This window comes from Streptomyces sp. NPDC058964 (genome assembly GCF_042741275.1).
GTDB lineage: Bacteria > Actinomycetota > Actinomycetes > Streptomycetales > Streptomycetaceae > Streptomyces.
In genome coordinates, this window is sequence record NZ_JBHYKH010000243.1 from 1 (window position 1) to 13167 (window position 13167).

Here is a 13167-nt window from a genome sequence, read left to right on the forward strand (position 1 = left end):
GTCTGGGTCGGACCCGCGCCTCATTCCCCCTGCCCCCCCTCGCGGCACGGCTCGGGCAGGTCACCGCCGAACTCCGCGACGGACGCGGCTTCGCCCTGATCAGGGGAATCCCCGTCGACCGGCTCGGCGAGGCGGAGGCGAGCACCGTCCTGCGCGGCATCGGCCAGTACCTGGGGCGACCCGTGCCGCAGACGGTCGACGGACACACCGTGTGCCACGTCCGGGAAGCCGATTCCCGCGGCGGAGCCGCCCCGCCACCGGCCCACCGCACGCGGGCGGCGCTTCCCTTCCACACCGACGAGGCGGACATCGCGGGCCTGCTGTGTCTCCAGCAGGCCCGCTCCGGCGGACGTACGCTGCTGGCGAGCGCGGCGGCGGTACACAACGCCGTACTCGAGAGCCGGCCGGATCTCGCGGGAGGTCTTTACGACGTCCGCTTCTTCGCCCAGCAGGCCGAGCAGTTCCCCGGTGAGCGCTCCTACCTGGCCGCCCCGCTCATCACCCGGCACGGCACCCGGCCCAGCATGCGCTACGACCGGGCCCGTCTGAACGCCGGACAGCACCTCGTCCAGGACTCGCCGGCCCACGGCCCTGACGCCGCCGACGCCTCCGGCCGGACGCTGTACGACGTCATCGAGGCCACGGCCGCCTCTCCCGCCCTCCGCCTGGACATCGACCTCCGCCCCGGGGACCTGCTGCTGTTCGACAACCACATCGTGCTGCACGCCCGCACGGCGTTCGAGGACTTCGCGGAACCCGAGCGCAAGCGGCACCTGCTGCGCCTGTGGCTGGCCCGGCACGACGACGGGCCGGCGCCGGGCGGGCCCGCCGACCGGCGAACCACCCCGCACACCCGCGGCGGCGTCACCCCGCACGACGTCATCCGCCCCCGCTCACTGCGCCCGGCACACGGCGGCTGCGGCCACCCCCGCGGCCGTCACGGAAGCACCTGAGGCACGGTACGCCGACAAGGAGCGTCTGGACGACGTCACTGAGTGAAGAACGGCGCCGGATGGCGGGGATCGGCGGAGCAGACGAAGAGTCCCGCGTGGCTGCCACGCCCGACGCTCATACCGGTGGGCTCGCGGGCCTCCCGCCACTCCTCGCTCTGCGGTTCCAGGTGGCGCTCCTCCAGGGGCCAGAAGCGGTCCGGGGCACCGTCCTCGCCCCAACCGCCCAGCGCGTACTCGGAGGTGTCGCACTGCAGGAACAACTCCAACGGTGCGTGGCACTCGGAACAGTCCAGGGTCCGAGGCATGTCGGTCACGGACCAGTTCATGCTGCCGCCCAACTTCCAGCCGGGCACGGTCGAGACGTCGTCGGGAAGTCCTCTCTCCTCGAGCCAGGAGGCGTGCCGGTCCGCGAGGCCGACGGGGAGTTCCTCGTGCCACGGGTAATCCGTCAGGCGCTCGGGGGACAGCACGCACGCGCGCGGGATCATGTCCCAGTCGTAGTCCCAGTGGTCCTCGGGGTCGGGCTGGTCGGCGAGTGGCCCGGTGACGTCCGCGGTCCGGCGCCAGACCAGCCGGCACGCCTGGCCCCAGCCCTCGGGGTGCGGCTGGTCGTGCCACTCCGGACACCACAGCACCTGCACCAGGTCCGCGCGGTCCGGGAAGCGGATGTCCGGGAACTCGGCAGCCGTGAACTGGGCGATGGCGACCAGCGGGAAGGGCTCCTCCGGCCCGCCGTTGACGTCCTCGTGGTCCGTGCACTGCGGCCACGGTTCGGCGGCCGGCCACCACAGAGGGCCGCCGATGTGGCTGTCGCGAGGCCCGGGAGTGCCCCGACGCGGGTGCAGCCGCACGATCGTCCGCGCGTGGGGGGCCAGTTCGGGGAAGTCACGGACGGGGTCGTGCGACGCGGCGCCGGTGGTCAGGGTCATGTGCGCAGTGTGGCAAACCGCGCTCCCGGTCGGGCCTCGGGGCTACGCGGTACCCAGGGCGTCGCGGAGCATCGAGATGGCCTGTTCGACGGCGGCTCGCGTGGCCTTGGACTCGCTGAGCGAGTTGAGCATCATGAAGTCGTGCACCGTGCCGTCGTAGCGCACGGTGGTGACCGGGACACCCGCGGCGCGCAGTTTGGCCGCGTACGCTTCGCCCTCGTCGCGCAGCACATCCGCCTCATCGACGATCAGCAGAGCCGGTGGCAGGCCGGTGAGCTGCTCGTTGGTGGCGTGGTTGGGGGAAGCGGTGATCTCGGCGCGCTGCTTCGGGTCGGTCGTGTAGGCGTCCCAGAACCACTCCATCGCCTTGCGGCTGAGGTAGTAGCCGTTGTCGAACTGGTCGTAGGACGTGGTGTCCATGGCCGCGTCCGTGACCGGGTAGTACATCGACTGCTGTATGAACGTGACGTCCCCGCGTTCCTTCGCCATCAGGGCCAGTGCGGCGGTCATGTTGCCGCCGACCGAGTCGCCGGCCACCGCCAGGCGACTGGCGTCCAGGCCCTTGGCCGCTCCCTCGCGCGTGATCCACTGTGCGGTCGCGTAGCCCTGCTCGATGGCCACCGGGTAGTGGGCCTCCGGTGAGGGGGTGTACTCGACGAAGGCGACCGCCGTCCGGGCGCCGACCGCGAGCTCCCGTACCAGCCGGTCGTGGGTGGCCGCGTTGCCCAGTACCCATCCGCCGCCGTGCATGTACAGCACGACGGGGAGTGTGCCGGTGGTGCCCTGGGGTTTGACGATGCGCACCCGCACGTCGCCCACGGAGGCCTTCACGGTGATCCACTCCTCGTCGACCGGCAGCTTGTCGATCGGCTCGGCCTGCAGATCGTCGAGGACCTTGCGCGCTTCGGTCGGCTTCAGTTCGTAGAGGAACGGATGGTTCGAGGTCGCGTCGGCCAGTTCCTGTGCCGGCGGCTCCAGGACGATCGAGGCGGAACGAGCAGTCATGGCAGTGCTCCCTGCGTGCTGAAAAGCCCATGGTGAAGGGCGGCGGGGCGTACTGTGCCCGCCCTGTGACGCCGATGTCGGCGAACGCCCGGGCTCTGGACAGAGCCCCCTGGCCCAGCCCTCGATGGGGCAACAGCCTCATCGTAGTCGCGACCCTTGTGGCCCTCGACTTCGGAAACGCCTCCACCATCGGCGACGATCAAGAACGGAGCCGTCCGTTCGTCCCTCCGGGCGCCGGCCCGGGGGCAGACGCTGTCACCAGCCCGGCCCGCGGATCGCGGCGGCACCGGCGTAGTCCCCGGCATGGGCGAATCCCGCCAGGACCACGAGATCCCCGTCCCCGATCCGTTTGGAGCGGACCGCGTCGTCGAGCGTGACGGGCATCGCCGCGCCGAAGAGGTTGCCGCACCGGTCGAAGGTGTCCGGATGCCGTTGGGCGGGCAGGCCCAGAGACTCGCGCCAGTTCCGCAGGAAGGTCCGGTTGGGCTGATTGGTGATCAGGCAGTCGATCTCGGCGGCGCCCACGCCCAGCCGGCGGCACAGCGCCCGTACGACCTCCGGCACGAGGAGATTGCCCCGTTCCAGTACGTCGGTGACTCCGCGCGGGGTGAATCCGATGCGCACCTGGGCCTCTCCGGGCTCCCAGTACTTGCCCCCGTCGTCGCGCACCATCGTCATGTCTCCGGCGTACGCCGGGACGTGCCGGCTTTCGATCCCGAGGAGCGGAGCGTGCGCGGAGGTCGTCAGGTAGCCGACGCCACAGCCGTCGCCCGGGATCGCGGCCTGGGAGAGCCCACGGACCTGTGACTGGGTGAACAACTGGCCCGCCGCGCTCTGGGCGTTGCAGACGAGGGCCGTACGGGCGTCACCGGCGAGCAGGAGCTGCCGTGCCAGCTGGAGCATGTGCACGAAGGAGGCGCAACCGGCGTTCGCGACGTCGACGAGCCAGCGGGGAGAGAGGCCCAGTCTGCGTGCCACTTCGCTGCCCGCCCCGACGAAGGGCTGGTCCGGGAGCTGGCTGTGGACGAGCAGGACGTCCACCTGGCGTATCTCCGCACGGCCGTGACGCTCGATCAGCGGCTGGACGGCACGCTCGATCATGTCGGTGTTGGACTCGTCGGACGCTACGTGATGGCGGTACGGCGGGACCCTGAACATCGGGCTGTCGCGCAGCTTGTCCTCCGCGGCGGGATGTTCGGTGAAGAAGGCGGCGGGGACGGGCTCGCCGGGCAGGTAGCTGGAGACGTCCGTGAGACTCACCGTGGTCATCGGGCCACCTGCGCCGCGGGGGAGCTGTTGATCGGCAGTCCGTTGCGGTGCCGGTGTTCGAGGATCGCCTTGAGGTTGCGCATCTCCACCGTGTGGCCCGCGTAGAAGAGGTCCCAGTAGTCACCGACCCAGCGCCGGTCGGGGTGGGGCGTCAGGTCCGGGCGCGGGTTGCTCCGGTAGTGGGGGTGACGGCAGTTGGTCCAGGTGATCAGCGAGCCGGGGCGGCCGAGTACCGTTGTCGCCGGGAGCACCCGCATCAGATAGATCATCCACAGCTCGTCGCCCTGGTCCCAGGCGCAGTGGTAGTCGACCGTCATGGCGCCGGGATGGGCGTCGACCCGGCAGTAGATCCGTGTGTCCTGTTCCAGACGGTCGTGGCCCACCCACAGGTCAGGCGTGCCGGCCGGTTCGAATCCCCTCAGGCTGCATGTCCACTCCTCCAGGTGGTGGCCGCGCCTGAGGTAGTCGTACGTCGCCTCGGGCGGGCAGTCCACGTGCGCGTGGATGGTGCAGTACTGCCCGTAGACCTCCTGGTGCGGATACGTCTCTGAGGTCATCTCGGCGCAGAGCGCCGCCAGTTGCTGCGGGCTCGTGTTCTCCACCCGGACCAGGCCGGGGATGTCAGCCAACGTGGATCGCTCGGTCATGCGTCTGCTCCTGGTCGTCGCTGTGGAGGTGTCCGGACGGATTCGTGGTCGTGCCGCTGGTGCCGGTCAGGAAGGGCTGGAACGGGGGGATCTCGCGGTGGTCGAAGTCCATGGCGACCAATGAGGGGCCACGGCGGGTGTTGCTGCGCAACAGCGCGGCCCGCAGTTGGGAAGGCGTGTCCGCCGAGGCCACCTGGAGCCGGGGGAACATGGCCGCGACACCGGCGGCTATGCCGGCCGGACGGAAGAGGTTCTCGGTCCGGGCACCGCCCTGGAACAATTCCTCGCGAGTGGCGCACATCGCGTGCGCGTTGTTGTTGAGCACGACGAAGGTGACCGGTGCGTCGTACTCGACCGCGGTGTGCACCTCCATGCCGTGCATGAAGAACGCGCCGTCACCGGCCACGACGTAGGTGCGTCGGCCGGTGGCCAGTGCGGCGCCGATCCCGGCACCGAAGGTGTAGCCCATGCCGCCCATGCCCACCGCGACGACGAAGCGGCCGTTCCGAGGGGCCGGCAGCGCGTGGATGACGCTGGCCCCGACGTTGCCGGCGTCCACGAAGACATGGGCGTCCTGCGGGAGTGCCCCGGCGATCGAGGCCACGGCCGCGCCGTAACCGGTGGCCGCGCCGGGGAGCGCGGGCGTGGACAGCACGGAGGGGGAGGAATGCGCAGGGCAGGCGGGCGGCCGGGGCCGCAGGCGGTGCCGCAGAGTCCGCAGCGTGCCGATCAGCCCCCCGCGCAGCGCGACACCGGGTACGAACGGCGGCTCTGGGTCGACACAGACCACGGGTGTGGTGGTGAGTGCCGTCTCCAGCCGGCCCCGTGCCAGGACGGGCAGCCGCGTACCCACCAGGAGGCAGGCGTCGGCGCGGCTGAGGCAGTCCTCTACCTCCCGGTGGCCCATCACCCCGGCCACGCCCACGAACCGGGGGCTTCTGTTGTCGAAGACGTCCTTGGCGTCCGGCGTGACCGCGACGCACGCACCCAGACGGCTCACCAGGGCGGCCAGTTCCTCACGCGCCAACGCCCCGGCCACGCCCTCCCCGGCGATCACCAGTACACGTGAGGCGTTCTGGAGCACGTCGAGCGCGGTGGCCAGAACGGCCGGATCGGCCGGCTGAGGCGAACCGCCGGTGTCCAGGCCCTCGGCGGTGTGGAGGGGCCTCGCGACGCCTGCTCCCGCGGTCATGTCGACGGTGGACTGCTGGACGTCCTTGGGCAGGAGCAGCACCGCCGGGCCCCGGGGGTCGGTCTGTGCCGCGGAGACGGCCCGTGCCAGCAGCCCGGCGATCGAGCCGGGCTCGGTGACCCTTGCGCAGAAGCGCGAGACAGGTGCGAAGACGTCGAGGGCGTCGAACGAGCCGGCCCTGCCGCTGGAGTCCTGGAACGCGCCCCGGCCGTCCTGGTCCGTGGGCGGCTGCCCCACCAGTGCGAGCAGCGGAATGCGCGAGGCGTGGGCCTCGGCGAGCCCCGGCACCAGGTTCATCGCACCTCCGCCGGATGTGGCGGCGACGATGCCGAGCCGCGCGGTGGCGCGGGCGTACCCGTCCGCCATGGTGACCGCGGAGAACTCGTGCTTGGCCACCACGCCGCGGATCCGGCCGTGGGTACGGGACACCGCGTCGTACAGGTCCTCGATGTTCGCGCCGCCGACACCGAACACGTACCGGACCCCGATCCGGTCCAGTTCCGCGGTCACGTAGTCGACCAGGCGCGTACGGTCCCTCACGCGGCCCTCCGTTCGGCCGTGGCCGGCTGGACCAGCAGACCGGCTGGGGAGCGGAGCTGGAACCGTTGCCGGTACTGGGCGGGAGTGAGGCCGACGAGAGCGCTGAAGGCCCGCAGGAATGTCTCGGTCGCGGTGAAGCCCGTCCGGGCCGCTACCTGACAAACCGTCAACTCGCTTGCCTCCAGGAGCTGGCGGGCGCGGGTGACGCGCATCTGCCGGACGTACTGGCCCGGCGTCGTGCCCACCTCGCGCCGGAAGACCCGGGCGAAGTGACGTGGGCTCATGCTCGCCCGATCGGCCAGATCGGACACCAAAAGGGGCCGGTGGAGGTTCTCCTGCACCCAGTCCTGCACCGCCCGGATCGGCTCCTGGTCCGAGAGCTGTGCGTCCAGCACCATGCTGAACTGCGCTTGTCCGCCGGGTCGTTTGAAGTACAGCACCAGGAATTTGGCGACCTGCAACGCGTACGCGGCCCCGTGGTCGGCCTCCACCAATGCCAGGGCCATGTCAATTCCGGTGGATACGCCTGCCGAGGTGACGTAGGGGCCGTCCCAGACGAAGATCGGCTCGGTGTCCACCGTCACGTTCGGGTAGCGACGTGCCATCTGTTCCCCGTATGCCCAGTGGGTGGTGGCCCGCCGCCCATCGAGCAGACCGGTCTCGGCCAGCAGGAACGACCCACCACAGACGGAGACGACCCGCCTGGACCTCCCGGCGGCGCGCCGGATCCACGCGACCAGGCACGGATCCTCCAGGGCATCCTTGAGGCCCCAGCCTCCCGGCACGAGGAGGGTGTCGATCGGCCCCTCGCCCGCCTCCAGCGGCTCGGCCTGCATGACCAGGCCCGCCGAGGTGGGGACCGAGGGCGCGTCCGGGGACAGGCACTGCAGGCGATAGCCGCCGGCCGGCCCGGGTAACAGCCGGTTCAGCGTGTCGAACACTTCGAGCGGCCCGCTGATGTCCAGCGTCTGTGCGCCGGGATAGACCACGATCACAACACGTCGTTGTTCCACGGTTACACCCTGTTCCCATCCTGGCGTCGTCCACAACGACACCTCATTGACGATTCCTGCCATGCTTCCGGGTCCACTCGCCCGAGCAGGGCGGAAGCCGCGGGCAGCGAGCCGGGAGTGAAATAGGTCACGGCCCCCGAGTTTCTTGTGCGGCATCGGGGCCAACCCCCTGCAACTGAGAGGCGGGCCAGAAAACTTGACGTTCGCTGTCAGGTTTTCGAGGGACTCTGGGTGCGCCCGCCAAGAACCGCCCGACTCCAGGAGGAGATGACGATGACCAGCTCGACGGCCATCACCCGTGAGGACAGCCCGGCCGGAGCGGTGCCGCAGAACGCATGGCTCGGGGTCGTGTCGGCCGAGCACGCGAGCATCGCCGTCCGGCGAGGCTTCGTCCAGCTCAACCACGGCAAGAGACACAACCTCGCCCGGATGAACCGCGGTGACGGATTCGTCTACTACTCGCCCACCCAGCGCATGGGGGACAAGGGGCGGCTGCGCGCCTTCACGGCGCTCGGCGTCATCGACGACGACGAGCCCTACCTGGCCGAGGAGGTGATGCACATGGGCGCCAAAGGCGCGATACGGCCCTGGCGGCGCAACGTCCGCTTCCTGCAGCTCCGTTCAGTGCGGTTGAGCGACGTCTCCGGTGAACTGCTCCTGACTCGGCAGCCGAACTGGGGGTACTCGCTGCGATTCGGGCTCGTTCCGCTGCCCGTGGGCGACTTCGGGACGCTGCGGTCGGCGATGGCTGTCTGATCGGCAGCCCTTTCCTCGGGCAACCTCTCGTCCGTCGGCTTGTCGCCCGATCATGTCCCAGATGCTCAACGGCCGTGGCGTGTCCACTGTGTTCGACGCGGACGGGCTTCACCTCGATCGCTCCGAGCAGCGCGTCGACATCCCGCTCGCGGCGGTGAGGGAGGTCCGCCAAGGCCGTTCGCCACCGCTCTGACGGCCGCACTGCCCGCGGAGCGCGCGCTGCCGGACGGCAGTCCGGTCACCACCACCCCCGCTCCGGTGGCTGCTCGGCGCCCCGCTGCTCGGCCACGTCGCCTGCACCGTGTGGGTCGGCGTCACCCATGGCGCCACGGGTTGGCGCCTGCGTGTGAAGGTCAACCGTGCAAGGCCGGCCGTCTCAGTACCGCGGACAGCCGGTCTTCGCGATGTCTTCCGCGAGGTCGGCCGGGGTCATGTCCGCGTTCAACACGGCGACCACGGCTTCGGTCGGCGGACGTGAGGCAAGCACGTGACGAACGGCCGTCGAGGCCATCGACTCGGTCTCGGACCAGTGCGCGTCGAAGGAGTGGCAGCGATCGGCCCACTCGGGACACAGCACCGCCTCCAGCACCGCCAGGGAACGTCAGTGATCTCGGAGGACTGCTGTCCCGGGCAGCCGCCGGGCAATGTCATGAACGGTCACGCGCAAATCCAAGCGCATGCCACTGACCATTCACGGATCAAGGGCGACCGGGTTCACCGATCGCCCTTGCCCGCCCGGCCCCGGACCATCAGGCGGATCGGCGCTGTCGCCGAGGATCTCGGTCTGCCGGGGGAGGAGTGGTCGGTCACCCGACCATGATCTTGTCCACGTCGGCTGCTGGCCAAGCAGACACTCGTGGCCGGCTTCCGAGGCCCCCCGGGGGAGGGCGCGATTGGATCAGGAGAGCCAGTCGGCGTAGTGCGTGGGGGCGAGGCGGGCGTTCTTGTCGGTGAGGACGTCGCCCCTGACGACGGCGAACATGCCGGCCTTGGGGTCGGTGACGACGGTGCGGCTGTCGGACCTGCGGGACAGGGTGATCCGTCCCAGCTCGTCCAAGGGGAAGATCTCGGGGCCGGCGACATTGCGAATCCCGTTCAGCGGGGTGCCCGCGGCGACTTCCGTCACGGCGTCGGCCACGTCCTTGGCGGCGATGGGCTGGATGGGCGTGGCAGGCAGCCGGACGGTGTCACCGTCGGTGCCCCAGGACATGACCGCGTCGATGAACTCCATGAACTGTGTCGCGCGGACGATCGAGTAGGGGATCGGTCCGGCCTTGAGGATGTCCTCCTGGAGCACCTTGGCCCGGTAGTAGTCCAGCTCCGGCACCTGGTCCACGCCGACGATCGAGAGGATGACGAAGTGACGGACACCGGCCTTCTGTCCCGCGGCCAGAAGGTTGTCCATCGAGGTCTGGAAGAAGGCCGGGGACGCCTCGTCGAAGGTCGGGGAGTTCGTCAGGTTGACGATGACGTCGGCTCCCGCCAGCGCCTCGTCGAGTCCCTGGCCGCTGATGACGTCGATCCCGGTGGACTGCGAGTGTGGTACCGCCTCATGGCCGGCGGCGTTCAGATTCTTGACGACCTGTGACCCGATCAGCCCGGTACCGCCGATGACTGCGAACTTCATGGCACGCCTTTCGTCGGGAGGTGTGTCCGCAATGGCATACAACACCCTGTACGCGTTGCGTGCATGGCCGAGCGACCCCGGGCAGGGCAGAGCGGGCCGCTCGGAGGGACTCAGTATCTGATCTCGACCGCCCGGTCCTCCGCGTCCCGCTGGGGCGTCTCGGGCACCCGGCCCGCGATCCCCAGCGCGATCCGGTGCGCCGACCAGGCGGCCGCGGCGGCGTCGAGAACGTCGTCCGGCGGAACGCGATCCGCCTCACCGAGGCTGTCCGGGAGGACGATGCCCGCCCGGGCCAGCAGCGAGCGGCGCTCGTTCTGGCCTCGCCAGGACTTCTTGGAATGGCTCAGTGGCACACCGCCGGCCAGGGTGCGGAAGGACACTTCGGGATGTACCTCGTGGATCCGCCTGTCGGCGACCCAGCACGCCCGGGCCTCGGTCAACTTGGGCGACAGTGCCCAAGCCTGCCGGCTGAGCCGGCTGCCGGTGAGCCGCTCGCACAGGTCGGCCGCCGCGCCGTAGCCGGGCTCCTGCCAGACCGAACGCGGCGCCACGAGGAAGACACTGCTGCGCCTCGGGCCGAGCAGGGCCCGCGCCGCGAGGTCGGCGGTGCGCCAGCCCTTCTCGACCAGGCCGAGCGGCATGTCGACAGCGATCACCCGCACCCCGGCCGAACGGCCGATCAGGCTGTCGATCCGCAGCTCCACCAGACTGCCCGCATATGCCCCGTCCGAGAGCCTGATTCCCGTCCAGCCCAGCTTTCCGCAGGCGTCGATCCCCAGGACGTCCATGTCCCACACTCCTTGCCCGCGGGACGTGAACGGAAACCTGGGCACCGCCGCCGTGGTCACTCCGCCGCTGCGAGCAGGCGTGCCTCGTTCTCCTCGTACAGCCGCCGGTGCTCGAGGCTTGCGGCAGCCTGCCGTCGGTGGTCCCGTCGGCTGCCCAGCCAGCCCGCCAGATAGCCGAACGGGATGGAGACCAGACCGGTGGACTGCATGGGGAACCAGCCGAAGTGCGCGTTCGGGAAGACCGCGGACGGCGCGCCCGACACGGCCCGGGAGAAGACCATCAGAACCAGAGCGCAGATCGCCCCGCCGTAGAGACTGGCGAGCAGACCGGTACGGGTGAATCCCCGCCAGAACAGGGAGTAGGTCAACGCGGGGGCCACGGCCGACGCACCGATGGAGATCGCCAGCGTGGTCATCACGGCGACGTCCCAGTTCTGGATCAGTGCCGAGAGCGCAATGGCGATGACTCCCACGGCCACGCTCGCCCACGCCGCCACCGTCATCTCCGTACGCGGTGCCGCCTGTCCCCGCCGGGCCGCATGGGTGAACAGGTCGTGGGCGAGCGACGACGCCGCGGCCAGGGTCATGCCCGCGACCGAGGACAGCAGGGTGATGAACACCGTGCCCGCCACCGCCGCATAGAGGACGGTCGAGCCCGCCGAGCCGGCGTCGCCGCCGAGCATCCGCGACAGGATGAGCACCGACGTCCTGCCGTGCGGGTCGGCCGCGGTGATGTACCGGGATCCCGCCAGGGCTGCCGCGCCCGTACCCATGATGATCACGAGCAGACAGAACGTCGTGACCGTGCCGACCGCCCACGACATGGAGCGGCGTACGGCAGGCACGTCCCGCGCGGAGTACAGGCGCATCGTGATGTGCGGCAGGCAGGCCGCGCCCAGGATGACGGTGATCTGGAGACTGGCGAAGTCCAGCCGGTCACCCGTCGAGGTGCCGAGTTGCAGGCCTTGCTGGAGGAAGGCGGGGCCCGTGCCGCTGCCGTGCTGCGCGGCCCGGAGCATGTCGTCGAGACTCCAGTGGAAGCGGTTCATGACCAGGGCGGCGACGGTGATGCTGGTGCCCAGAAGAAGCACGATCTTGATCATCTGAATGAGGGCGGTGCCCCTCATGCCGCCGATCGCGGCATAGATGATCATCAGGCTGCCGACGAGGACGATGCAGGTCGTCCTGGCGCCCGCCACGTGCGGGATGCCCAGGATGAAGGTGAGCAGAGAGCCGGCACCGGACAGCTGGACGATCAGGAAGGGCAGGGTCGCCAGGAGCGTCACCACGCAGGAGGCGACGCGGACGGCCCGGCCGGGCATGTTGCGGGCCAGCACGTCACCCATCGTGAACTTGCCCGCGTTGCGCAGGGGTTCGGCCAGCAGGAACATCAGCAGCACCAGTGACATGGCGGTGCTGACCGCCAGGACATAGCCGTCGTATCCGGCGAGCGCGATGATGCCGGTGGTGCTCAGCACCGTGGCCGCCGAGATGTAGTCGCCCGCGATGGCCAGGCCGTTCCTGAGCGGGGTGAGCGAGAGATAGCCGGTGTAGAAGTTCGTCAGGTCGTCGCGGTCCGGTCCCGCCATCACGCACATCAGCAGCGTGAGGGTGACCAGGGTGGTGAACAGGATCAGAACGGTGGCCTGCGTCCCGGAGCCGAATTCGGTCATCGCGCCACCCCGGCGTTCCGGCCGGGCCGTACCGCCCGCTCCCTGACGAGCCGGGCCAAGGGGTCCACGGACCGCTCGGCGCTGTGGCCGTACCAGAGCACCGCCGCGAAGGTGACGACGAGCTGGATGATTCCCAGGGCCATGCCCAGGCTCAGCTCACCCACGACCTTGGAGCCCATCAGTTCCGGCGCGCAGCAGGACAGCACCACGTACATCACGAACGAGCCGAGTGCGGTGAGCGTGGAGACCCGGCGCAGCACGCGGTAGGCCGAGCGCAGCGCATGGAGGTCGCCGTCCTGCCGCCCGGTCTCGGGTCCGTACGGTTCGTTCCGGGGCACTTGCCCGTACCCCTCGTACGACCCGTATGTGTCATACCGGTCGTACGAGGGGTACGTGGACACGTCGTATCCGTACGAACCGTAGCGAGGAGCGTCGTGTCCGTTCGACTGCCAGGGATCCCGGCCGTACGACTCCTGCCGGCGGGCCTCGCCATGGGGTCCCGGGCGCGGCGGAGGCCATGCCGGCGGCGGGTACCGGTTGTCGTCGGGGTATGTCATTGCGTGGCCTTCCGATGCGGCTCGGATCCGGGGAGGGTGCCGTGGAATTCGGCTGCGGGCGGCGCACGTTACCGACTGGTCAGAATGCCTGTTAACCCTGTTGGGCGTCACGTTTTGGGCTCGATACGGCGGCCGATCGGCCGACGGGGCCGGCGGGGTGCGGGGTGATTGGCGGGCCAGGGGAATTTGGCTGACGGTTGATGTGTGGTGAACGTCAC

14 protein-coding genes are annotated in these 13167 nt (G+C 70.0%); 3 read left to right on the plus strand and 11 right to left on the minus strand.

The genetic code is table 11. The annotated features are described in order from the left end of the window. Positions 1-953 (plus strand): TauD/TfdA family dioxygenase (locus tag ACFW2E_RS26660; RefSeq protein WP_384469600.1); only part of this gene is annotated, 953 nt, incomplete at its 5' end. Positions 954-988: 35 nt separating this feature from the next. Here the strand turns inward: ACFW2E_RS26660 and ACFW2E_RS26665 are convergent. The 6 genes from ACFW2E_RS26665 to ACFW2E_RS26690 all read right to left on the minus strand — a co-directional run bounded on the left by ACFW2E_RS26665 (position 989) and on the right by ACFW2E_RS26690 (position 7611). Then, on the minus strand, positions 989-1882 hold the full coding sequence (locus ACFW2E_RS26665; protein ID WP_384469601.1) for a hypothetical protein: 894 nt from the start codon (positions 1880-1882) through the stop codon (positions 989-991). 42 nt (positions 1883-1924) lie between these two features. Then, positions 1925-2887 (minus strand): alpha/beta hydrolase, encoded by a 963-nt coding sequence (locus tag ACFW2E_RS26670; RefSeq protein ID WP_384469602.1) that lies wholly within the window; start codon positions 2885-2887, stop codon positions 1925-1927. A 255-nt stretch (positions 2888-3142) separates the two neighbouring features. Continuing rightward, entirely contained in the window at positions 3143-4156 is a 1014-nt protein-coding gene (locus tag ACFW2E_RS26675; RefSeq protein ID WP_384469603.1) for a ketoacyl-ACP synthase III family protein, read from the minus strand. Then, the gene (locus ACFW2E_RS26680) at positions 4153-4803 is read right to left on the minus strand and encodes an SRPBCC family protein (protein WP_384469604.1); all 651 of its coding nucleotides are present in this window, start codon (positions 4801-4803) and stop codon (positions 4153-4155) included. Before ACFW2E_RS26680 ends, ACFW2E_RS26675 begins: the two co-directional genes overlap by 4 nt. Then, entirely contained in the window at positions 4778-6535 is a 1758-nt protein-coding gene (locus ACFW2E_RS26685) for a thiamine pyrophosphate-binding protein (protein ID WP_384469605.1), read from the minus strand. Before ACFW2E_RS26685 ends, ACFW2E_RS26680 begins: the two co-directional genes overlap by 26 nt. After that, the gene (locus ACFW2E_RS26690; protein WP_384469606.1) at positions 6532-7611 is read right to left on the minus strand and encodes a GlxA family transcriptional regulator; all 1080 of its coding nucleotides are present in this window, start codon (positions 7609-7611) and stop codon (positions 6532-6534) included. The genes ACFW2E_RS26685 and ACFW2E_RS26690 overlap by 4 nt, the downstream gene beginning before the upstream one ends. A 210-nt stretch (positions 7612-7821) precedes the next feature. Between ACFW2E_RS26690 and ACFW2E_RS26695 the strand changes: the two genes are divergently transcribed. Continuing rightward, complete coding sequence (locus tag ACFW2E_RS26695) at positions 7822-8304, plus strand: EVE domain-containing protein (protein WP_384469607.1); 483 nt, start codon at positions 7822-7824, stop codon at positions 8302-8304. A gap of 61 nt (positions 8305-8365) precedes the next feature. Then, positions 8366-8497 (plus strand): hypothetical protein, encoded by a 132-nt coding sequence (locus tag ACFW2E_RS26700; protein WP_384469608.1) that lies wholly within the window; start codon positions 8366-8368, stop codon positions 8495-8497. Between the two features lie 183 nt (positions 8498-8680). Here the strand turns inward: ACFW2E_RS26700 and ACFW2E_RS26705 are convergent, their stop codons facing one another. The 5 genes from ACFW2E_RS26705 to ACFW2E_RS26725 form a co-directional block, all read right to left on the minus strand. Then, entirely contained in the window at positions 8681-8893 is a 213-nt protein-coding gene (locus ACFW2E_RS26705; RefSeq protein WP_384469609.1) for a hypothetical protein, read from the minus strand. 309 nt (positions 8894-9202) lie between these two features. Next, on the minus strand, positions 9203-9931 hold the full coding sequence (locus tag ACFW2E_RS26710) for an SDR family oxidoreductase (protein WP_384469610.1): 729 nt from the start codon (positions 9929-9931) through the stop codon (positions 9203-9205). Positions 9932-10041: 110 nt separating this feature from the next. Beyond that, a complete protein-coding gene (locus ACFW2E_RS26715; RefSeq protein WP_384469611.1) occupies positions 10042-10719 on the minus strand; it encodes a DUF429 domain-containing protein in 678 nt (225 codons plus the stop codon). A 56-nt stretch (positions 10720-10775) separates the two neighbouring features. Continuing rightward, entirely contained in the window at positions 10776-12392 is a 1617-nt protein-coding gene (locus ACFW2E_RS26720; protein ID WP_384469612.1) for a cation acetate symporter, read from the minus strand. Next, on the minus strand, positions 12389-12793 hold the full coding sequence (locus tag ACFW2E_RS26725; RefSeq protein ID WP_384469613.1) for a DUF485 domain-containing protein: 405 nt from the start codon (positions 12791-12793) through the stop codon (positions 12389-12391). The genes ACFW2E_RS26720 and ACFW2E_RS26725 overlap by 4 nt, the downstream gene beginning before the upstream one ends. Positions 12794-13167: the final 374 nt, after the last annotated feature.